The organism is Streptomyces sp. NPDC005141 (assembly GCF_053599975.1).
Genome location: NZ_JBSFYW010000040.1, coordinates 65,536 through 87,764 on the forward strand (window position 1 = coordinate 65,536; position 22,229 = coordinate 87,764).

General features: G+C 71.5%; 15 protein-coding genes. 13 read left to right on the forward strand and 2 right to left on the reverse strand.

Translation table 11 applies throughout. The features are described 5' to 3' along the window. Positions 1–362 precede the first annotated feature (362 nt). A complete protein-coding gene (locus ACWD68_RS27525; RefSeq protein ID WP_451809143.1) occupies positions 363–1,697 on the reverse strand; it encodes an alpha-2,8-polysialyltransferase family protein in 1,335 nt (444 codons plus the stop codon). After that, a complete protein-coding gene (locus ACWD68_RS27530; RefSeq protein ID WP_356753828.1) occupies positions 1,694–2,674 on the reverse strand; it encodes a glycosyltransferase family 2 protein in 981 nt (326 codons plus the stop codon). The genes ACWD68_RS27525 and ACWD68_RS27530 overlap by 4 nt, the downstream gene beginning before the upstream one ends. 198 nt (positions 2,675–2,872) lie before the next feature. Here ACWD68_RS27530 and ACWD68_RS27535 point away from each other — a divergent pair, with 198 nt between their 5' ends. The 13 genes from ACWD68_RS27535 (at position 2,873) to ACWD68_RS27595 (ending at position 22,055) form a co-directional block, all read left to right on the forward strand. Then, positions 2,873–4,210, forward strand: coding sequence for a DUF6716 putative glycosyltransferase (locus ACWD68_RS27535; RefSeq protein ID WP_451809144.1), 1,338 nt, complete (start codon positions 2,873–2,875; stop codon positions 4,208–4,210). 71 nt (positions 4,211–4,281) lie between these two features. Next, positions 4,282–5,589, forward strand: coding sequence for a cytidylyltransferase domain-containing protein (locus ACWD68_RS27540; protein WP_451809145.1), 1,308 nt, complete (start codon positions 4,282–4,284; stop codon positions 5,587–5,589). A gap of 12 nt (positions 5,590–5,601) precedes the next feature. After that, positions 5,602–6,537 (forward strand): N-acetylneuraminate synthase family protein, encoded by a 936-nt coding sequence (locus tag ACWD68_RS27545; protein ID WP_451809146.1) that lies wholly within the window; start codon positions 5,602–5,604, stop codon positions 6,535–6,537. Positions 6,538–6,575: 38 nt separating this feature from the next. Further along, entirely contained in the window at positions 6,576–7,655 is a 1,080-nt protein-coding gene (locus ACWD68_RS27550; RefSeq protein WP_451809147.1) for a hypothetical protein, read from the forward strand. Positions 7,656–7,911: 256 nt separating this feature from the next. Continuing rightward, positions 7,912–8,991 (forward strand): phosphate ABC transporter permease subunit PstC, encoded by a 1,080-nt coding sequence (pstC, locus tag ACWD68_RS27555; RefSeq protein ID WP_451809148.1) that lies wholly within the window; start codon positions 7,912–7,914, stop codon positions 8,989–8,991. Between the two features lies 1 nt (position 8,992). Then, positions 8,993–10,279: a phosphate ABC transporter permease PstA gene (pstA, locus tag ACWD68_RS27560; protein WP_451809149.1), complete on the forward strand. Its 1,287-nt coding sequence runs from the start codon at positions 8,993–8,995 to the stop codon at positions 10,277–10,279. Then, a complete protein-coding gene (pstS, locus tag ACWD68_RS27565) occupies positions 10,279–12,060 on the forward strand; it encodes a phosphate ABC transporter substrate-binding protein PstS (protein ID WP_451809150.1) in 1,782 nt (593 codons plus the stop codon). Before pstA ends, pstS begins: the two co-directional genes overlap by 1 nt. Further along, positions 12,057–14,804, forward strand: a complete 2,748-nt coding sequence (locus tag ACWD68_RS27570; protein ID WP_451809151.1) for a hypothetical protein — start codon at positions 12,057–12,059, stop codon at positions 14,802–14,804. Before pstS ends, ACWD68_RS27570 begins: the two co-directional genes overlap by 4 nt. A gap of 137 nt (positions 14,805–14,941) precedes the next feature. Then, on the forward strand, positions 14,942–16,936 hold the full coding sequence (locus ACWD68_RS27575; RefSeq protein WP_451809152.1) for an Ig-like domain repeat protein: 1,995 nt from the start codon (positions 14,942–14,944) through the stop codon (positions 16,934–16,936). Positions 16,937–17,066: 130 nt separating this feature from the next. Beyond that, positions 17,067–17,975 carry a sortase gene (locus tag ACWD68_RS27580; RefSeq protein ID WP_451809153.1) on the forward strand — a complete coding sequence of 303 codons (909 nt, stop codon included), beginning with the start codon at positions 17,067–17,069 and terminating at the stop codon, positions 17,973–17,975. Positions 17,976–18,211: 236 nt separating this feature from the next. Beyond that, positions 18,212–19,012 (forward strand): phosphate ABC transporter ATP-binding protein, encoded by an 801-nt coding sequence (locus tag ACWD68_RS27585; protein ID WP_451809164.1) that lies wholly within the window; start codon positions 18,212–18,214, stop codon positions 19,010–19,012. A 434-nt stretch (positions 19,013–19,446) separates the two neighbouring features. Beyond that, positions 19,447–20,667, forward strand: coding sequence for an amidohydrolase (locus ACWD68_RS27590; RefSeq protein ID WP_451809165.1), 1,221 nt, complete (start codon positions 19,447–19,449; stop codon positions 20,665–20,667). Between the two features lie 329 nt (positions 20,668–20,996). Further along, positions 20,997–22,055, forward strand: coding sequence for a BMP family lipoprotein (locus ACWD68_RS27595; RefSeq protein ID WP_451809154.1), 1,059 nt, complete (start codon positions 20,997–20,999; stop codon positions 22,053–22,055). Positions 22,056–22,229 lie beyond the last annotated feature (174 nt).

Genomic DNA, 22,229 nt, shown 5'->3' on the forward strand with positions numbered 1-22,229 from the left:
CGCAAGAGGGAGCAGGAGGCGCGCTCAGAAGGCGCGCGAAGCACCTGTCGCCGCAGCGCGCGGGGCGCGCATGCGGGGGCGCACGCAACCGGACGAGGCAACGCACGGAAGCCCGGCACCAACACGCGGAAGCCGGACAGCCTCTGACGGCGTAGAAGCGGAGAGCCCGGCCGGAGCGGCGGGCGTGGCCGGGGCAGCGGGTCGGTCCGGGCAGCCCGAAGAGCGGGGCCGGTCGGATTCGAACCGGCCCCGCTTTCCTGCGCCGTCGCAGCGCCCCGCTCCCGGGGAACACCCCCGTCCCGGTCGCCGCCGCCTCGGCGGTGCACTCCCTGCGGCCCGCGGCCGCGGTGGGGATGCCCGGCTCAGCGCCCCACGGCCCGCTTCAGGGAGCGCGCCCTGCGGGCGACCCGCCGTACCGTCGCGTTGCGCGGGATGAAGGCGAGTTGGGCCGGAACCGCTCCGGGCAGGGCCAGCGAGGTGAGGCGCTTGCGCTTGAAGTAGCGCCACGTGTGCTCGGACAGATGGTTCGTCAGGTAGTTCTCGGCCGCCGGGCGCAGGTCCGGACCGATCTTCGGCTGCATCGCGAAGCCCACGGCCCGCAGCAGCTTCGTCAGGTCCGCCACGCCCATGCCGGGGCGCTGCCCGGTGACCGCCGCGCCGTCCGACAGATCGGGCAGCAGCGCGTCGACGATGGTCACCGGGACACGGTTGCTGTTCTCGTACGGGGTCAGACGGTCCAGCAGTGAGCCGGTGCCGACCCGCGCGACCGGCAGGCCGTACAGCGCGGACGCCGTGAGCAGCGCCGTGGAGAAGCAGCCGACGACCAGCGCGGGACGCATCCGCTGGTAGAGCACCTCGGCGAGGACCGGGGTGTCGAGGACGGTCAGGTCCGCGCCCAGCTTCTCGGCCTCCCGTTCCAGCACACGCGACCAGCGGGCGGGTGCGGTCGGGTGCGGCTTGAACACCACGCGGGTGTGACCGAGGGCGATCACGCCCTTCAGCATCCGTACGTGGAGGTCCTCTTCCTCCTCGGCGGTGAGGATGCCGAGCGCGGAGAGGTACTGGCCGAGCAGCAGTGCCGGTTCGTCGAGGGCGGGCAGGGTGTCGCCGGTGTCCACGAGCTGGGCGAGCACCTTCACGAAGGCGTCCGTGGACACGATCTCCGGTTCGACGTCGAACTCGGTGAGCAGCAGCGGCCTCAGGCCGGGGACCAGGTCGAGATGGAGCAGCCGGGTCACCCGGGTGCCGACCAACGGGTCGATCTTGTTGCGGGTGGGCCCGTAGCTCATCAGGCCGTCGGCGTACACGGTGACGGGCGCGCCCATGAAGATCTGGGAGACGCCGAGCGCCGGGTTGACCTGGATGGACTCGACGGCCAGTTCGATGTCGTCGTCGCCGAGGTTCCAGGCGAGCCGCAGATGCCGCTCCCACAGGGGTACGTCGTCCGGGCGCGGGGCCCAGCCGCCCGGGTGGAAGGGGGAGATGGTCTCGTTCCACGAGATGACGTCGTCGAAGCGGCCGCGCAACTGCTCGAAGCCGGGCATCCCGTCCACGCCGGGCGTCGTCTCGGGCGTCGCCGCGTTGTTGGAGACGAGGAGGATACGCCGGTCGGCCGGTCCGAAGCTGTCGGTGTCGAGGGCCGCGGCGAGCGTGGCCGTGCCGTACAGCGTGGACGCCATGAAGATCTGGGTGGTCACGCGGCCACCCCCGCGGCGGGCGCGGGCCGTCGGCGCAGCCGGCGCAGCCGGGTGGCGCGCTGGACGTCCATCGAGTCGAGGGCCTCGTCGAGCACACCTTGTGGCATGCGGCGCAGTGCGACGGCACTCATGGACTTCAGTTTCCGTGCCACCGCGGGCTCGAACCTTTCGATGGATCCCAGGTGATGGGAAATAATGGCGCAATATGTGCGCACGGCTTTGGGCAGGAGTTTTTCCGCGTCCCGGTCCTCGGCGGTTTCCGCGACGACCTGGTCGAACGCGCGAATGAAATCGAGTTGGCGCACATCCCCGATCTGTGTGAGGGAGGAGGCGACGCCACGCCGGTAGAACACGCCGAGAAGCCCCACCGTGGCGAAGGATTCGGCCTCTCGGTGGAGCTTCCAGATCCACGGCCGGTCCTCGGCCGTGCGTAGTCCGTCGGTGAAGTGGAGCAGTCCGCGGTCGACCAGCCGGCGATGGTAGATGCCCGCCCAGGCGTAGGCGTAGTCGACGGAGGTGGACCGGTCGGAGGGCAGAATGGCGTCGCGGGGATCGAGGACGACTCCGCGGCGGCCGTGTGGAACACGGTGGACGGACCGCGCCCGCGCGGTGCACTGGACATGGTCCGTACGGACGAAGTCGCAGCCCAGGTCCTCGATGGAGGAAAGGAGTTGTTCGTAGTATCCGGGGGCGAGCCAGTCGTCCCCGTCGAGAAACGTGAGGTACTCGCCACGCGCCTTGTCGATCCCGGTGTTGCGTGCGGTGGCCAGTCCTCCGTTCTTCTCGTGTCTGACATACACCGCACCCGGGAGCTCGCGCTCCGCGCGCGCGAGGATGTCCGGTGTCTCGTCGCGCGAGCAGTCGTCGACGAGAATGAATTCGAAGTCCTGCCGTGCGTTCGCACGCAGGCTCTTCAGGGTGTCGGGCGCATATTGCTGCACGTTGTAGAACGGCACGATGACGGAGAGCTTGACCACCCCTGTGACGTTAGGGGGCGGCCCGGCATTCGTCTTTACCGTTGGTGAGATGCCAGGTGAACGACGCGTGGCGGAACCGTGAACCAAGCCGTTTTCTCAGCCGATCCCGGGCTGATTCGCCATTCGTCGACGCGCTGTTAACCGTTTGTTGTATTCAGGTTGGGCCGCACCTCGAAAAGGCTTCCTAGCGTCTAGGACGTGCCAGCAAGTACCACGAAGTCCCTGCGAGTGGCCGTCCTCGCGGATTCCGACACCAGGTGGAAATGGGGCTCGCTCACCGCGAACCGCGTCTCCCCGGCCGACTCGGACATCCGCCTCGACGGGTTCCTCCTGCGTGGCCGTGCCACCCCGACCGCCCGCCAGCTCGAAGAGGTCGGCGTCCGCGCGGACTCCCTCCGCGAGGTCACCGCCGTCGAGTTCCTGCGCGAGCTGGGCAAGGAGGACCGCGCCTACGACGTGGTCGTGCTCGCCCTGGTCGGCGGTGCCGTCCAGGCGGTGCTGCACGGCCTGGCCCGCGCCTGGGACGGGCGGACGAAGCGGCCCCTGGTCGTCACCGGCTATGTCGGCGTCGTCTACGAGAAGCTCGCGGACGGGCTGCTCCTGCGGCACGGCGCGGATCTCGTCCTCGCCAACTCCCGTCAGGACGCGGACCGTTTCCGGGCCGTGTACGAGGGGGTCGGCGCCGACGCCGGATCGGTGACCGAGGTCGCGCTGCCCTTCCTCGGCGGGGCCGCGTACACGGAGAACGACCCGTCCGCGCAGCAAGGGCGCAGGCCCTACACGGTCGTCTTCGCCGCCCAGCCCTCCGTCCCGGAGAGCCGCAAGGACCGTACGTACCTGCTGGACCGGCTGATCCGGCACGCACGGCTGCACCCGGACCGCGAGGTCCTGCTCAAGCTGCGGTCCAAGCCGGGCGAACACACCACGCACATCGAGGAGCTGCCCTACCAGAAGCTGGTGCAGAAGGCGGACCCGCCGGCCAACTTCCGCCTCGTGTACGGGCACATGGGCGAGGTCCTCGACCGCACCGACCTGCTGGTCACCATCAGCTCCACCGCCGCCCTGGAGTCCCTGCACCGCCGTGTCCCCACGGTCGTCCTCAGTGACCTCGGGGTGCGCGAGGCGCTCGGCAACCACCACTTCGTGGGCTCCGGCTGCCTCGCCTCCTGGGACCAGCTCGACACGGGGTACCGGCCGGCGCCCGACGCGGCCTGGGTCGCCCGGCAGGGCGTCGCAGCCGACGGATCCTACGAGACCGCCTTCGACGCGGCGCGGCTGCGCATCACCGCGCTGCTGGCGGCGGACGAACTGCCTTCCCTCGCCCCCTACTACACGCCCGTCACCGCGCCCGGCTATCTGCCCGGCATCCTCGCCCGCCACCACCTCGGCCCGGACGGCAGCCCGCTTCCCGGCGCCCCCGCGGCGGACCGGGAACCCAGCCCCGTACGGCAGATCGTGCGCCGGGCGGCCCGCGGCGCCTACCGCCACGGCGTCCAGCGCGTGGCTCCGGTGATCCGGCGGATGGGCGAACTGTGAGCGCCCCGACACCGGGCATCGCGCCCCGCCCCCCACGCCTCTCCCGCCTCCCTCGTCAAGGAGAACAGCGCATGACCAACTCGGAAGCGGGCCACGCCGCGCCGGTGCGCCGCGTGCTCGCGGTGATCCCCGCGCGCGGCGGCTCCAAGGGCGTGCCCGCGAAGAACCTCCTCCCGGTCGGCGGCGTGCCGCTGGTGGCCCGTGCGGTGCGCGAGTGCCGCGCCACCCGCCTCGTGACGGACGTCGTCGTCTCCACCGACGACCAGGCCATCGCGACGGCCGCCCGCCAGGCCGGTGCCGAGGTCGTGCTGCGACCCGCCGCCATCGCCGGGGACACCGCCACCTCCGAGGCCGCCGTCCTGCACGCCATGGACACCCACGAGGCGCTGCACGGCTCCCCGGTCGACGTGGTGCTGCTCGTCCAGTGCACCAGCCCGTTCATCATCCGCGAGGACGTGGACGGCGTCGTCAACGCGATCGTCGCGAACGGCGCGGACACGGCGCTGACCGTGGCCCCCTTCCACGGCTTCGTGTGGCGCGACGGCGACGACGAGGCCACGGCCGCGGTGGCCGTCGAGACCGAGCGCGCCGCCGTCGACGGCGGCACCGACACCCTGGTCGCGGACACCGCCACCAGCGGCGGCTACGGCGTCAACCACGACAAGTCCTTCCGCCCGCGCCGCCAGGACCGTCCCCAGGACCTCCTGGAGACCGGAGCCGTCTACGCCATGGAGGCCGCCGGCTTCCGCGTGGCGAAGCACCGCTTCTTCGGCCGCACCGAACTCGTGCGCACCGACCCGGCCCGCGTGCTGGAGATCGACGACCCGCACGACCTCGCCCGCGCCCGGGCCCTCGCGCCGCTCTTCGACGCGAACCGGCCCGGCTCCCTCCCGACCGCCGAAGACATCGACGCGGTCGTCCTCGACTTCGACGGCACCCAGACCGACGACAGGGTGCTGATCGACTCCGACGGACGGGAGTTCGTCTCCGTGCACCGCGGGGACGGCCTCGGTATCGCCGCTCTCCGCAGGAGCGGGCTGACGATGCTGATCCTGTCCACGGAACAGAACCCGGTCGTCGCCGCCCGGGCCCGGAAGCTCAAGATTCCGGTCCTGCACGGCATCGACCGGAAAGACCTCGCACTGAAGCAGTGGTGCGAGGAGCAGGGCATCGCGCCTGAGCGCGTGCTCTACGTCGGCAACGACGTCAACGACCTCCCGTGCTTCGCCCTCGTGGGCTGGCCGGTGGCGGTCGCGAGCGCCCACGACGTCGTGCGCGGCGCCGCACGCGCGGTCACCACCGTCCCCGGCGGCGACGGCGCGATCCGAGAGATCGCCAGCTGGATCCTCGGCCCTTCTCTCGACTCCCTCGACAAGTAAGGAACGTCTCCCATGAGCAACTCCCGTCTGCGCACCTTCGGTTCGAAGACCGCCGGCCCCGGCCACCCCGTCTACGTCGTCGGCGAGATCGGCATCAACCACAACGGTGAGCTCGAGAACGCCTTCAAGCTGATCGACGCCGCCGCCGAGGCCGGCTGCGACGCCGTCAAGTTCCAGAAGCGCACCCCGGAGATCTGCACCCCGCGCGACCAGTGGGACATCGAGCGCGACACCCCCTGGGGCCGCATGACCTACATCGACTACCGCCACCGCGTGGAGTTCGGTGAGGACGAGTACCGCCAGATCGACGAGTACGCCAGGACCAAGAACATCGACTGGTTCGCCTCCCCGTGGGACACCGAGGCCGTGGCCTTCCTGGAGAAGTTCGACGTCCCGGCCCACAAGGTCGCCTCCGCCTCCCTGACCGACGACGAGCTGCTCCGCTCGCTGCGCTCCACCGGCCGCACGGTCATCCTCTCCACCGGCATGTCGACGCCGAAGCAGATCCGCCACGCGGTCGAGGTCCTCGGCAGCGACAACATCCTGATGTGCCACGCCACGTCGACCTACCCGGCGCAGGCCGAGGAGCTCAACCTCCGCGTCATCAACACCCTGCAGGCCGAGTACCCGAACGTTCCGATCGGCTACTCCGGCCACGAGACGGGCCTGCAGACCACGCTCGCCGCGGTCGCCCTCGGCGCCGCCTTCGTCGAGCGTCACATCACCCTGGACCGCGCGATGTGGGGCTCCGACCAGGCCGCCTCCGTCGAGCCGCAGGGTCTCACCCGCCTCGTCCGCGACATCCGCACCATCGAGGCCTCCCTCGGCGACGGCGTCAAGAAGGTCTACGAGTCGGAGCTCGGCCCGATGAAGAAGCTGCGCCGCGTCACGGGCGTCATCGCCGAGGCCGAGATCGCCGCGGCCGCGGGCGAACCCGTCTCGGTCTGAACGCCCTGAACTCCTTACGACGGGACGGTCGTACGTCGATGAGCCCCCGCGCCGGTTCCGCCGGCTCCCCCACTCTCGCCTTCGTCGAGAGTCCGGTACAGCTCCTGAACGTGCTGGAGTGGGCGCACACACATGCCCACAACGCCGCGGCACCCGGCGCGGAGCTCACCCTCGTCGTCCTCTCTCCCAACGACCCGATGACCCGCGGCCAGCTGCGCCGCATGGCCGAACTGGCCCGCGACGAGGGTCACGCGGTCCGCTGGGAGGAGGCGCGCGGCGGCACCACGGCCCCCTTCCACACCATCGGGGGACTGGCTCCGCTGCTGCGGCGGGCCCGCCGGATCGTCATGGGGGACCCGTTCTCCCGCTATGTGCAGCTGTTGCTGACCATCACCCGGGCACAGGACCTGGTCGTGGTCGACGACGGCACGGCGACGATGGAGTTCGTCGCCCAGCTCGCCCGCGGTGAGCGCCTGGTGCGCTGGCACCGGCGCGGTGGCCGCCCCGGCCCGCGGGACGTGCTCTTCGCTCCCGTGTCCGCCGCGGCCCGCCGCCGGCTGACGCCCACCGACCGCCGTACGGTCGAGGTCTTCTCCTCGATGCCGATCGAATCGGCACCCGACGGCGTCCGCATCACCGCCAACGACTTCTCCTGGACCCGGGCCCGGTTCGGCCCGCCCCGCATCACCCGGAGCGCGGACCTGGTGGGCACCTCGCTCGTCGAGACGGGCGTGGTCGACCCGGACCGCTATCTGGAGGCCGTCCGCGCCCTCGCGAAGGCGCATGGCGCGACCCGCTACTTCGCGCACCGCCGCGAGAGCGCCGACAAGCTGCACCGGCTGGCCGCCGAGACGGGCCTGGAGATCGTCCGTCCCGACCTGCCGCTCGAACTGATCGCCCGGCGCGGTCCCATAGGCCGGACGATCCTGAGCTTCCCCTCGACGGTCGTGCACACGCTGCCGCTGGCCCTGGTCGGCACCGATGTGCGCGTCGCGGTCTGCGACATCGACCCGAGCTGGCTGACGGAGAACGCCTCGCCGCGGGCCCAGGGTTTCCTGTCCGGGGTCACGGGGACGGCCCGGGACGTCCACCGCCTCTCGGCGGTCTCCGCCGTCTAGAACCAGCCGTATTCGTCATCGTGGAGAGCCCGGCGCGCCGCGCCGGGCTCTCCACGTTCCTCCGTAGCCCTGCCTACGCGCATCGCCCGCGCCGTCTACCCGCATCCTCCACGATGAGCGCACCGAACAGACATACGCTGTTCGCCAGTTCTCCATAGTTCACGCGTTGGACCGACACGAACCGGCCATTGAATCGCACCGCGCGGTGCCGATCGGCCGCCGCGCGGGGATTCCGTTCCGGAATGGGGGACCGCACGTGGCGTCCGCGCAAGACGAGTCCGACAGACCGGAGTCCGAGAGACCGGAGTCCGACAGACCAGGGACCGCTGTCGCCGTCTCCGGTGGGCCCGATCCTCTGGAGCTCGCTCCCCGGCGGCTCAACGCGGCCCGCGGTGTGGGTGACCGGATATTCCGGTACCAGCTCACGGCCACCGGCATCGCCGTCCTCGCCGTCATGGCGGGCGTCGGACTCTTCCTCCTCCTGCGGGCCGGCCAGGCGCTGCGCACCCGGGGCTTCTCCTTCCTCACCACCGCCGAATGGCAGCCGGACGTCCACAGGTTCGGCATCGCGGCCGTCCTCACCGGCACCGTCCTGATCGCGTTCGTCGCGGTGGCGATCTCCGTGCCGCTGGCCGTCGGGACCGCGCTGTTCATCTCCGACGTCGCCCCGCCCAGACTGCGCCGCACCCTGGTGAGCATGGTCGACCTGATGGCGGCCGTGCCCTCGGTGGTCTACGGACTGTGGGGGCTGTTCTTCCTCCAGGAACACGTGATCGGCCTGTCGCGATGGCTGTCCGAGTGGCTGGGCTGGATCCCCCTGTTCACGGTCGACGGCGCCCAGCCGGGTGACCCGCTCGCCTCCGAGAGCGTCTTCACCGCCTCCACCTTCATCGCCGGGATCGTCGTCGCCCTGATGGTCGCGCCGATCCAGTGCTCGGTGATGCGCGAGGTCTTCTCGCAGGCCCCGGCCGGCGAACGCGAGGGCGCCTACGCGCTCGGCGCGACCCGCTGGGGCATGATCCGCAGCGTCGTCCTGCCGTACGGCAAGGGCGGCATGATCGGCGGCACCATGCTCGGGCTCGGCCGGGCGCTCGGCGAGACCATCGCCGTCTACATGATCATCTCGCCGGTCTTCGTCATCCAGCCGCACATCCTGCAGACCGGCTCGAACTCGGTGTCCTCGCTGATCGCCCTGCACTACGGCGACGCCTCCACCTTCGGCATGTCGGCGCTGATGGCGGCGGGCCTGGCGCTGTTCCTGCTCACCCTGGCGGTCAACTTCACCGCCTCCTCCGTTGTGGCCCGCAGCCGGTCCGGCGCGCAGAGCGAGGCATGAGATGACCGTCATCGAAGAAGCGTCCCCGTCCGGTGTCCAGGACACCGTTCCCGCGCCCGCGAACGTCACGGCGGAGCCCGCGTTGCCGCCCCTCCGGCCGCGCCGCATCGGCGGTGTCAGCCGCTCCGGGGTGCTGTCCCTGTGCGGTGCCGCCGCCTCCGGATTCTGCGTCACCGTCCTGCTGTTCGGTCAACTCGCACCGTTCTCCGGCGGGTTGGGCTTCGCGATCACCGCCTATCTCGTTTTCCTGGGGATCTACGCGGTACTGACCGGGCTCGACGAGGACGGCCAGGCCGTACGCGACCGGGTGATGACCGTCGTGCTGTGGACGGCGGCCACGCTGTTGTTCTCCGGCCTCTTCCTGGTCGTCGGCTTCACCGCCTGGCGCGGCCGGGAGGCGCTGCCGCACCGCAACTTCTTCACCGAGGACATGCAGGCCTCGGGCCCGCTCGACCCGCTCACCCACGGCGGCATCGCCCACGCGATGCTCGGCACGCTCACCATGATCGCCATCGCGCTCGCGATCACCGTGCCGCTGGGCCTCGCCTGCGCCGTCTATCTGAACCAGATCCCGGGCCGGTTCTCCCGCTTCGTCCGGACGATCGTCGAGGCCATGACCGCGCTGCCCTCGATCGTCGCCGGTCTGATGGTGTACGCCACCTGGATCCTCGGCCTCGGCCTGCAGAAGTCGGGCCTCGCGGCCGGCTTCGCGATCAGCGTGATGATGCTGCCGATCGTGATCCGGGCCTCGGACGTGGTGCTGCGCCTGGTGCCGGGCAACCTCACCGAGGCGGCGGAGGCGCTCGGCGCGCCGCGCTGGCGCACGGTGTGGCACGTCGTGCTGCCCACCGCCCGCTCCGGCCTCGCCACCGCCGTCATCCTCGGCACCGCCCGAGGCATCGGCGAGACCTCGCCCGTCCTGCTCACCGCCGGCTTCACGGCCGCGCTCAACGCGGACCCGACCAGCGGGCCGATGATCTCGTTGCCGCTGGCCGTCTTCAACTTCGTCAAGTCGCCCGAGCCCACGATGATCGCCCGCGGGTTCGGCGCGGCGGCCGTCCTGATGGCCCTCGTCCTGGTGCTGTTCGTGATCGCCCGGGTGATCGGCGGGCGCGGTCCAGGGCACCAGACCAAGCGTCAGGCCCGCCGTACCGCCCGTGCCTCGCGCCAGGACGTACGGCGCTTCGAGGACCTGCACACGCCCGGACTGTCCCTGTTCGAGAGCCCGGTGGGGTCACAACCCACCGGAACCGCCCTGTCCGCCCCCGCCACCGGAGAGACCGACTGATGCGCAGCCACCTCCACACCGCCCTCGGGCGCCTGCGGGCACTCGGGACGCTCGGCGCGCTGCTCGGCGTGATCGCCGGGCTGCTGGCCGGTCCCCTGGCGGCCCCCGCGGCCGCCGAAAGCTACACGCCGATCTCCGGCGCCGGCTCCACCTGGGCCGAGAACGCCGTCGACGAGTGGCGACGCGCCGTCAACCAGTACGGCATGCGGATCAGCTACGCCGGCACCGGTTCCTCGGACGGCCGCCGCCAGTTCCTCAGCGGTACCGTCGATTTCGCCGTCTCGGACATCCCGTTCCAGACCCACCCGACCGACGGCTCGGCCGCCGAACGGCCCGGGTCCGGGTCGTACGCCTACATGCCGATCGTGGCCGGCGGCACCGTCTTCATGTACCACCTGACCGTCAACGGCAAGCGGGTCACCAACCTGCGCCTGTCCGGCGACGTGGTCACCAAGATCTTCACCGGAGCCGTCAAGACCTGGGACGACCCGGTGATCAAGGCGGACAACCCGGGGATCCAGCTCCCGCACCGCACCATCGTCCCCGTCGTACGCTCCGACGGCTCGGGTTCCACCGCCCAGTTCACGATGTGGATGGCCAACCAGCACAAGTCGCTGTGGCAGGCCTACTGCCGCAGGGTCGGCCGCTCCGGAGCCTGCGGGCAGACCTCGTACTACCCGACCGTCTCCGGAATGATCGCCCAGGCCGGTGACCTGGGAGTGGCGGGCTACGTCGCCCAGAACTACGGCGAGGGCGCGATCGGGTACGTCAACTACTCGTACGCCCTGAAGGCGCACTATCCGGTCGCCAAGGTCCTCAACCACGCGGGCTACTACACCGAGCCGACCCCGCAGAACGTCGCGGTCTCGCTGCTCAAGGCGAAGATCAACACCGACAAGAGCTCCGCGGACTACCTCACCCAGAAGCTCGACGGCGTCTACAACGACTCCGACCGGCGCAACTACCCGCTCTCCAGCTACTCGTACATGATCCTGCCCCTGAAGGTGCAGGGCACCTTCACCAAGGCCAAGGGCAAGACGCTCGGCGCGTTCTCGTACTACTTCATGTGCCAGGGCCAGCAACAGGCGCCCTCGCTCGGCTACTCGCCCCTGCCGATCAACCTGGTGAAGGCCGGCTTCGAACAGATCCGCCGCATCCCGGGCGTGCAGGCCCGGAGCATCAACATCAAGGGCTGCAACAACCCGACCTTCTCCAGCGACGGACACAACAAGCTCGCCGACACCGCTCCCTACCCGGCGGCCTGCGACAAGAAGGGCGCACCGCCCTGCACCACCGGCAGTGGCGGCGCCAAGGAGGGCGGTGGCTCCGGCGGTTCGGGCTCCACGGGCGGGACGAGCGGCGGTTCCGCCTCGGGTGGTTCCACCAACGGCGGTACCACCGGCGGTAGTTCGGGAAGCAGTGGCGGAACCGCGGGAGGCGGCACCGGAGGCGGCGCCGAACCGGTCGTCGACCCGGACACCGGACAGACGCTGTCGCCCGGAACCGGCGGCGGCTCCGGAGCCGGCTCCTCGGGCGGCAGCGCCGGCGGCGGCGGAGGCGCGGTCAACGACACCATCGCGCTCGCCCAGCCGGTGTCCGTGGCCGGCAGCCAGGGCTGGACCGGCACCCAGACGCTGATGCTGATCGCCGCCTTCCTGGTGCTCGGACTCGTGCTGCTGCCCTCCGTGGTGTCCCGGGTGATCGCCGGGCGCGGCACCGGTGGAAGCGGCGGCAGCGTCGACGGAAGCGGCAAGGACGCCGGACAGGGGCGGACGCGATGAGCTCCCGCATCACAGGACGCCGCGGCACAGGACCCGCGAGCACGAGCCGGCGCACGCGCGGGAGAGCGCTGCTCCGCGTACGACGGCTGCTCCTGCGCGTCGTCGCAGGCGCCGCCGTGGGCGCCCTCGCCGGCCTCGGCGTGGCACAGGCCGCCGCCCCGGCGACCGCGGCGGGCACCGCGGACGCCACCTCCTCGGCCGTCACGGTCCCCGGCCGCGGCGAGTTCAAGGACATGAGGTTCACCGTCGACCAGACCACCCACCTGACCAGCCAGGCGGTCACGGTCTCCTGGTCCGGCGGCACCCCGACCACCTTCGCGGGCACGTCGTTCAACACCGACTTCGTGCAGATCATGCAGTGCTGGGGCGACGACGACGGCACGGTGCCGGCCAACCCGGGCCCCGCGCGCACCCAGTGCCAGTACGGCGCCTCCCCGACCACCGACCGGGGCAGCTGGCCGGGCAACGACTACGACGACACCCGCAAGGTCTTCTACAGCGCCGACCCCACCAACTACGGCCAGGACAACCGGTACGGAGCGGCCAACCCCAATGCCCCGGGCGAGGTGCCCTTCAAGTCCGTCGACGGCACGGTGATCACCTCCGGCACCCAGAGCAACGCCTTCTTCAACCGCAACACCACCAACGAGGTCGACTTCGCCCGGACCGGCGCCGACGGCACCGGCAAGGAGTACTTCGAGGTCCAGACCGCCAACGAGGCCCCGCACCTGGGCTGCGGCACCCCGGTCGCACGGAACGGCGGCACCGCGCCCCGCTCCTGCTGGCTGGTGATCGTCCCGCAGGGGCACCTCGACCTGGACGGCAACCCGTACGCCGACCACAGCCAGGTCAACGCCGGATCCCCGGTCTCCTCCACCAACTGGGCCAACCGCGTCGCGATCCCGATCGGCTTCAACCCGGTCGGCACCAACTGCGCGCTCGGTGCGAAGGAACGCGCCACCACCGGCAGCGAGCTCGCCGCCGACGCGATGACCAGCTGGCAGGCGGCTCTCTGCCCGACGGGCACGGTGTACGGCTACACCGAGCTGGGCGAGCCGGACACCCGCGCCCGCCTCACGAACGACGGCTCCTCCGGACTCGCCTTCACCACCCGAGCCCTCGGAACCGACCCGGGCACCACGGCACCCTCCGACCCGACCGTGTACGCGCCCGTCGCGCTCTCCGGAACCGTCATCGGCTTCACCGTCGAACGCAGGCCCAAGGCCGGCGCACCCGACTCCGTCCGCCGGCTCGCCGGCACCAAGGTCATGTCCGTCGACCTCACCCCGCGCCTGGTCGCCAAGCTCCTCACCGAGTCGTACCGCAACTCGCCCTGGGGAGCGGTGCTCGGCGACGGGGCGGCCACCGGCTACGGCTGGGCGAGGACCAACCCCGCCGGCCTGGCGAGCGACCCCGAATTCATCGCCCTCAACCCCGAGTTCGCGGACCTGTCGGTCTCCGAGACCCCGTCCACCGACACCGACCTGATCACCTCGCTCGGGCACGGCGACTCCGCCCGCGCGCTGTGGCAGTGGATCCTCTCCGACAAGGACGCCCGCGGTTTCCTCGCCGGTGCCGCCGACGACTGGGGCACGCGGGTCAATCCGTACTACAGCACCAGCGCGGGCCTGAACCCGACCGGCATCGCCTTCGATCCCGCGAACACCGACGACTACCCCAAGAGCGACCCCTGGTGCACGATCCCGCCGGGCACCGACGCGACCGTCAAGCAGTGCATGACCGACTTCCACCCCTACGTCGAGGACATGCACTCCGGCGCCCTGCACACCCGGCGCGCGGACACCCTCTGGAAGTCCAGCTGGGACGCGCTCGCCAACCCGCCCGCGTTCAAGAGCCCGGGACCCCAGACGGTCGGCTCCCGCTTCGTGATCACCGTCACCGACGCGGCCTCCGCCGCGCGGTACGGCCTCCAGACCGCCCGGCTGCGCAACACCGCCGGGAAGTTCGTGGGCCCCGCCACGGCGTCCCTGACCGCGGCGGCCACCGGCGCCACCGGCACCGGAGCCCCCGAGATCACCCCGGCCACGGCCGACACGGAGGGCGCCTACCCGCTCGCCCAGCTGGTCTACGCGGCCGTCCGTCCGGCCGGGGTCGACGCGGCCGCCCGCAAGGACTACGCGGCCCTGCTGCGGTACGCCGCCGGTGACGGACAGACCAACGGCGCCGACCCGGGCCTGCTCCCGGTCGGCTACGCCCCGCTCTCGAAAGCCCTGCGCACCAAGGCGACGGACGCCGCCGACGCCCTCGTCCACTACACCGGGCCCACCTCGACGCCCTCCGGCGGCACGGGGTCCGACGGCGGATCTAGCGGCGGCTCCACGGGCGGCGGCGACTCCCTCGGCTCCGGCGGCGGATCGGACGGCACCGTCTCCGGCGGCTCCACCGGCGGTGACAGCGGCACCGGTGGCAGCGGCGACGGCGGCGCCACTCCGAGCACAGGCGCGAGTGCGACGCCGAGCGGCGCACCGTCCTACGACGGCGGCGAGGCCGTACAGACCACCGCGCTCGGCACCACACCCGACGACCCGGCCAACTCCCTGCGGTACGCCGTCCCGGTCGGCGCCGCGCTCGGCGCCTTCGCCGGCATCGGGGCGCCGTTCGCCGGCGGCGGCAGGCTCCGGCTCCCGCCGCGCATCCCGCTCCCCGGCGGTCGCGCGGTGACCGTCCCCGCGTTCACCCTGCCGGAGTGGCTGCGCAGGCGGCTGCCTTCCGGCCGGGACTGAGCCCCCGGACCGCGGGCCCGCCGGGCCCGCGGTCCCCACAGACGGCCGCCCGCCCCGAAAGGCAGTCGGGGCGGACGGCCCGTACCACCCTGCCAGATCCTCCCGACGTCACGTCGCACACCCTCTGGAGACTCTCAATGCGCACGATGCGCCTTTCGGCGGCCATGGTCGCCGCCGCCGTGGTGTCCGGCACGCTGGCTCTGGCGAGCCCGGCGTCCGCCGACCCCACTCCCGCCGGAACCTTCCGCAAGCTGGTCGGAGTGGGCTCGGACACCACCCAGGACGTGCTCAACGCCCTGGCCGGCGACACCGTCAACGGCAAGGGCTACGCCGACACCGCCGTGAAGGCGGCGAGCGGCGCGGGCGTCGCCTCCTACGACGCGATCGAGCCCGGCACCGGCTCCACCACCTCGAACATCCAGACCCGCACGGGCGGCCCGTCCTTCCTGCGCCCCAACGGCTCCGGCAAGGGCCGCCTCGCCCTCAGCATGGCGCTGACCGGCGACAAGTTCCCCGACAGCTCGGGCGTCTCCATCAAGGGCCAGGTCGATTTCGCCCGCTCCTCCAGCGGCCCGAGCACCTCCGGAACCGCCTTCACCTACATCCCGTTCGCGCGTGACGCGGTCGGCGTGGCGGTCCGCGGCTCGGCCCTGAACACGCTGACCGTCGACCAGCTGCACGACATCTACTCGGGCTCCCTGACCGTGGTGAACGGCCAGAGCGTGCACCCGAAGATCCCGCAGAGCGGCTCCGGTACCCGCAAGTTCTTCCTCGGCGCGATCGGCCTCACCGACGCCACGCTCTCCCCGAACGTCGGGACCGTCCAGGAGAACCAGGCCGACGGCGCCCTCGACGCGGACGGCGCGCTCGTCCCGTTCTCCGTGGGCAGCTGGATCGCCCAGAACAACGGCATCTCGCCGGACTTCAGCACCGACGCGGCCGCCGCCGGCGCCCACCTGGCCGCCGTACAGTTGCCCGGCGACTCCGGCGCCACCACCCCGGTCGCCACCGTGAACGGCAAACTCGCCCCGGTAGGCGCCTACTACGAGAACGCCACCTTCGGCCGCGACGTCTACAACGTCGTTCCGACCCGGGCTATCGACCCGACCAGCATCTTCTTCGACAAGGACGTCTACGACGTCTTCGTCACGAGCGGCACCCATGAGGCGGCCCTCGCCTCCGAGGGCGCCGAGGGCGTCATCGCCAAGTTCGGCTTCGTGAACGAGTCCTACAACGGCTCGGTCAACCCGGCCAAGCACGCCAAGCTCGGCGGCCTGGAGGAGTCCGGCGTCGACGCCTCCACGCCGGCCGCGCCGGTCCTGAGCGGCACCCGCGGCGACGGGAGCGTCAGGCTGAACTGGACCGCCCCGTCCGCCACCGGCCTCCCGGTCACCGACTACCGCGTGATCCTGACGGGTTCGGACGGCGCCGTCGTGGCCGTCAAGGACGTCCCGGCCACCACCCTGTCGTACACCTTCAGCGGTCTGGCCCTCGGCCGCCACACGGCCACGGTCTCCGCCGCCAACCTCAACGGCAGCGGTCCTGTCGCCTCCTGGACCGGCGACATCAAGTACACGACCACCACGAAGGCGACCACCGCGACGACCGCGTACGGCAAGGCCCCGAAGGTCGCCGTCACCGTCGCCGACACGCACGGCGTCGTCCCGACCGGCACGGTCACCGTGAAGGAGGGCACCACCACCCTCGGCACCGGCACCCTGGACAGCACGGGCAAGGTCTCCGTCAGCCTGTCCAGCCACCTGAAGGTCGCCAAGCACGGCCTCACGGTGTCGTACGCGGGCAACGGCAAGCTCCTGACGTCCAACGGGACCGTCTCCCTGACCGTCACGAAGGCGACCCCGACCGTCAGCACCATCGCGCCGACCTCGATCAGCCACCTGTCCCGGGCCAAGGTCACCATCAAGGTCGCCGCGACCGGCACCACGCCGACCGGCACGGTCCGCGTCTACGAGGGCTCGCGCGTCATCGCCACCGGCACCCTGAGCGGCGGCAAGGTGACCCTCACCCTGCCCAAGCTGTCCCGCGGCTCGCACACCATGCACGTCTGGTACGTGGGTTCCACCACGGTGAACTCGAAGAACGGCTCCAACTTCACCATCAAGTCCACCTGATCCGTGGCCGGTTGCACCACACCTCCGCCGGGGGGCGCCCCACAGGGCACTCCCCGGCGGGGTCCCGCTTCCGTCCTTCCGCCCATCCGTCCCACCCGTTCCATGAGTTGAGTGAAGGAGACGTGCCGCCGTGACGGTCGCCGTACAGACCACGCTCGCAACGCCCGCACCGCGGATGGGCGTTCGGAGCGTCACCGCCGTCCGGCACCTCGCCCGCGGTGGACTGCTCACCCTGGCGGCCCTGCTGCTCGGCCTCACCGTGCAGCTGCTGTTCGTCAGCGGCCTCCAGGAACGGGCGGCGCAGCATGGCGCGTTCGACTCTCTGCGCGCCCAACTGGCTCTGGGTACCGCCCCGGTGGCCCAGACCGATCAGCAGGGCGACCTGCTCGCCCCCGGCACCCCGGTCGCGCTCATCGACATCCCCGCCCTCCACGTCCACCAGGTGGTCCTGGAGGGCACCGACTCCACAGTCCTCACCGACGGCCCCGGCCACCGCCGGGACACCCCGCTGCCGGGGCAGGCCGGCACCAGCGTGGTGATGGGCCGCGCCGCCGCGTACGGCGGACCCTTCGAGCGCCTCGACGAATTCGCCGCCGGCGACACCTTCAGCGTGACCACCGGCCAGGGCAGGGCGAAGTACCAGGTCTTCGGCGTACGACGGGCCGGTGACCCGGCGCCCACCACCCTCGCCGCCGGCAAGGGCCGCATGGTCCTCCTCACGGCCACCGGGCCGGACTTCATGCCCGGCGGAGTGCTGCGCGTCGACGCCGAGTTGGTCTCCGCGCCCGCGCAGACCCCGGCCGCGGTCATCCGCTCCGGCACGCTTCCCGAGTCCGAGCAGCCGCTGGCCCGACCCGGCGGAGTGCCGTGGCCGCTGGTCATGTGGCTCCAGGCGCTGGTGGCCGTGGCGGTGGCCGCGGTGTGGGCCTGGCACCGCTGGGGCCGTCACCAGACCTGGATCGTGTTCGCGCCGGTCGTCGCCGTCCTCGGCCTCCAGGTCGCGACCCGCGTCACCGAACTGCTGCCGAACCTGATGTGACACCGCCGACCGGCCCCACCCGTGTGACCCAGCCGAGCCCGACCCGATCCCGCCATGAGGTGCCCGACGTGACCGATGCGACCGCCGCGCGTGACAGCGCCGCGACCGAGACCGCCCCGACCGACAAGGTGCCGGCCGCCACCGCCGGGACCGGCCGTGCGCCGACCGCCACCGCCGTCGCCGACCCCGGGACCGCCGCGGCCGACACCGCCGTGCTGCCGCCCGTCCCGTCGGGCATGCTCCTCGCCGGGCCGAAGACCGCCCCCGCGACCCTGGAGGCGCGTGCCGTCTCGGCCTGGTTCGGCAGCCACCTGGTGCTGGAGCGCGTCTCCCTCACCATGCCCGCCGGCCAGGTCACCGCCCTGATCGGCCCCTCCGGCTGCGGCAAGTCGACCTTCCTGCGCACGCTCAACCGGATGCACGAGCTGATCCCCTCCGCCGCGATGGCCGGCGAGGTGCTCCTCGAGGGCGAGGACGTCTACGCCCCCGAGCGGCGGCTGACCGAGGCCCGGCGCCGGATCGGCATGGTCTTCCAGAAGCCGAACCCGTTCCCGGCCATGTCGATCTACGACAACGTGGTCGCGGGCCTGCGCCTGACCGGCACGCGCGTGGGCCGCCGCGAGAAGGACGAACTGGTAGAGGAGAGCCTGACCCGGGCCGGCCTGTGGAAGGAGGTCCGGGACCGGCTGCGGCAGCCCGGCGGCGCGCTCTCCGGCGGCCAGCAGCAGCGTCTGTGCATCGCCCGCGCTCTCGCCGTACGGCCCCGGGTGCTGCTGATGGACGAGCCGTGCTCGGCGCTCGACCCGACGTCCACCCGCCGCGTCGAGGAGACCATCCACGAGCTCGCCGGCGAGGTGACCGTCGTCATCGTCACCCACAACATGCAGCAGGCGGCCCGCGTCTCCCAGCAGTGCGCCTTCTTCCTCGCCGAGCAGGGCACCCCGGGCGGCATCGTCGAGCACGGCCCCACCGGCCACATCTTCGGCACCCCCGAGGACCAGCGCACGGCGGACTACGTGGCGGGCCGCTTCGGCTGAGCCGCCGCCCCGGCTCTCGCCCGCCGACCCGCGCCCGCCCGTGCCCTACCCCGCCGCGCCCCGGGCGCACCCCGGCCGCCCCGCGCGCACCGTGCAGATCACGGAAAGTGACGCTGCCGTCGCGATGCGGTGACGGTTCCGGAACTCGGTCGCGGTGTTGTGAGACTGTGGAGACGACATACGGGAATGGGCTCGGGCACGTCGGGCGTTCTCCTGTGCACATCGGCGGGCGATCCCCGGCCGAGTGGGATCGCAGCCGGTCACCCAGGCCTGTTCAAGATCCAAACGCCCGAAGAGCCGGGCGAGTTTACCCATCCTCATAGCCAGCCATGCACCACGCGGTCAGATTTTCTTCCCCTAACGGGCTGAACTTTTGTTGATCGTGGGTCAGTTGGCCGCCCGATCGTCCTACCCTTCAAAGGGTGAACCAACTGATGTCCCGAGAGTCCGAGGCCGATCTCCCCGGGGAGCCGCTGCTCCCCGGCGCGCTGCCCGAGGCACTGCGCGCCGAACTCGTGGCGTTCCGTCGCGACTTGCACATGCACCCGGAGCTCGGCAATCAGGAGTTCCGCACCACCGCTGCGATCAAGGCGCGCCTGGAGCGGGCGGGCCTGGAGCCGCGCGTCCTCTCCATCGGGACCGGCCTCATCTGTGACATCGGGGACCCGGCCGACGTACGCCCCATGCTGGCGCTGCGCGCCGACATCGACGCGCTGCCCATCCCGGACACGAAGAGTGACTGCGCGTACCGCTCGACCGTGCCCGACCGCGCCCACGCCTGCGGCCACGACATCCACACGGCGGTCGTGCTCGGCGCCGGTCTCGTCCTCGCGGACCTGCATGCCCAGGGGCTGCTGCCCCGGCGCGTGCGGCTGATCTTCCAGCCCGCGGAGGAGGTGCTGCCCGGCGGGGCCCCGGACGCGATCGAGTCCGGTGTGCTCGAAGGAGTCGGGCGGATCGTCGGCGTGCACTGCGACCCGAGGGTCGACGCGGGGCGCATCGGGCTGCGGCACGGCGCCATCACCTCGGCATGCGACCGGCTCGAGGTGTCCCTCGACGGCGCGGGCGGCCACACCGCGCGCCCCCACCTGACCACCGACCTCGTCACCGCCGCCGCGCGGGTCGTGACCGACGTGCCGGCGCTCGTCGCCCGGCGCGTGGACGCCCGCAGCGGACTCGCGGTGACCTGGGGGCGCATCGAGTCGGGGCACGCCTGCAATGTGATCCCGCAGCACGCCGAGCTGTCCGGGACCATCCGCTGCCTGGACCTCGACGCCTGGCGGGCCGCGCCCGACCTCGTCCACGCGGCCATCGACGAGATCGCCAACCTCTACCGCGCCAAGACCGAGATCAACTACATCCGGGGCGTCCCGCCGGTCGTGAACGACGCGGCCGTCACCGAGCTGCTCCGTGACGCGATGACCGCCCGGCGCGGCGCGCACTCCATCGAGGACACCGAGCAGAGCCTCGGCGGCGAGGACTTCTCCTGGTACCTGGAGCACGTGCCCGGCGCGATGGCCCGCCTCGGCGTCCGCCCGCCGGGCGACCGCACCATCCGCGATCTGCACCGGGGCGACTTCGACGCGGACGAGTACGCGATCACGGTCGGCGTCGAGATGTTCACCGCGGCGGCCCTCCTGGACGAGCGGGCCTGACCGCTCAGGGCGCGGCCGGTGACTCCGGTCGCGCCCCCCGGTGCCGCGCAGTAGCGTGGGCGGAGTCATTCGTCAGCAGTCACTCCGTGGAGCAGGAACCACCCGCTCCGTCACGCGGGCTCCACTTGCCGGACACAGCGTGTGATGGTCGTGGTGGGTGCTGCATCCCCAAAAGCACCTTTCGGTCCCATGGTTCACGAGGACGTAACCGGCCATCGGCACGAATGGATAACGGCCAGGCGGAACCCCGTTCCCTGGACGGTCTACGCGCGTTAATGTGCGCCGAACTCAGCACCCACTGCGGGGCTTTGGAGAATGGGGAGCTTCAGATGCGTCGGATAGCCAGCCTGACCCGCGTCGCGGTGGGGGTCGCGTCGCTCGCACTCGCCGCCACGGCCTGCGGCGGCACCAGCAACGACAGCAGCGGCAGCAGCAACAGCAGCGACAGCAGCGGGACCAAGGGCCTCGCCATCGCGTACGACGTCGGCGGCAAGGGCGACCAGTCCTTCAACGACGCCGCGTTCTCCGGCCTGGAGAAGGCTCAGAAGGAGTTCGGCTACAAGACGGCCGACATCGAGCCCACCGACGGCGAGACGGACGCCGACAAGGAGCAGCGCCTGTCGTCGCTGGCCAAGCAGGGTTACAACCCGGTCATCGGCATCGGCTTCGCCTACGGCCCCGCGCTGGAGGCCGTCGCCAAGAAGTACCCGAAGACCAGCTTCGGCATCGTGGACTCGGTCGTGCCCGGCAAGAACGTGGCCTCTCTCGTCTTCGCCGAGCAGCAGGCCTCGTACCTCGCCGGTGTCGCGGCCGCCAAGGCCACCAAGAGCAACACCGTGGGCTTCGTGGGCGGCGTCGACATTCCGCTGATCCACAAGTTCGAGGCCGGCTACACGCAGGGCGTCAAGGACACCAAGCCCAGCGTGAAGGTCCTCTCGCAGTACCTGACGCAGACCGCCGAGGAGGGTGGCTTCTCCAGCCCCGACAAGGGCAAGGCCGCCGCCGAGGGTCAGATCGAGAAGGGTGCGGACGTCATCTACGCCGCGGCCGGTCTGTCCGGTCAGGGTGTCATCGAGGCCGCGTCCGCCAACAAGGTGTGGGCCATCGGTGTCGACTCCGACCAGTACAAGCAGGAAGCGCTGGCCAAGTACAAGGACTCGATCCTGACCTCCGCGCTCAAGGATGTCGGCGGCGCTGTCTTCACGCTGGCCAAGTCGGTTCACGACGGCAAGCCGCTGACCGGCACGCAGACCTTCGACCTCAAGGTGGACGGTGTCGGCCTCGCCGACAGCAACCCGAAGATGGCGGAGATCGCCGGTCTCACCGACGCCGTGGCCAAGGCCAAGGCGGGCATCATCGACGGCAGCATCCAGGTCAAGACCGAGTAGTCGCCGTGATGAGCGGCGGGTGACCGCGGCGGGCCGGAACCGCCGCCACCCCCGCCGGGCAGACGAACAGGCGCATACGGTCGAAGCGTCGCGGAACGGGCGAGTCGCGGACGGAGACCGGGAGGAGGAACATCGGAGTCACGGAGGCAAAGTGGTGCTTATGGGGATGCCGTC

Coding starts and splice junctions, on each gene's coding strand:
- ACWD68_RS27585 (WP_451809164.1), top strand. CDS start 18,212: ATGCTCCTCGCCGGGCCGAAGACCGCCCCCGCGACCCTGGAGGCGCGT.
- ACWD68_RS27540 (WP_451809145.1), top strand. CDS start 4,282: ATGACCAACTCGGAAGCGGGCCACGCCGCGCCGGTGCGCCGCGTGCTC.
- ACWD68_RS27575 (WP_451809152.1), top strand. CDS start 14,942: ATGCGCACGATGCGCCTTTCGGCGGCCATGGTCGCCGCCGCCGTGGTG.
- ACWD68_RS27590 (WP_451809165.1), top strand. CDS start 19,447: ATGTCCCGAGAGTCCGAGGCCGATCTCCCCGGGGAGCCGCTGCTCCCC.
- ACWD68_RS27570 (WP_451809151.1), top strand. CDS start 12,057: ATGAGCTCCCGCATCACAGGACGCCGCGGCACAGGACCCGCGAGCACG.
- ACWD68_RS27595 (WP_451809154.1), top strand. CDS start 20,997: ATGCGTCGGATAGCCAGCCTGACCCGCGTCGCGGTGGGGGTCGCGTCG.
- pstA (WP_451809149.1), top strand. CDS start 8,993: ATGACCGTCATCGAAGAAGCGTCCCCGTCCGGTGTCCAGGACACCGTT.
- ACWD68_RS27550 (WP_451809147.1), top strand. CDS start 6,576: ATGAGCCCCCGCGCCGGTTCCGCCGGCTCCCCCACTCTCGCCTTCGTC.
- ACWD68_RS27545 (WP_451809146.1), top strand. CDS start 5,602: ATGAGCAACTCCCGTCTGCGCACCTTCGGTTCGAAGACCGCCGGCCCC.
- pstS (WP_451809150.1), top strand. CDS start 10,279: ATGCGCAGCCACCTCCACACCGCCCTCGGGCGCCTGCGGGCACTCGGG.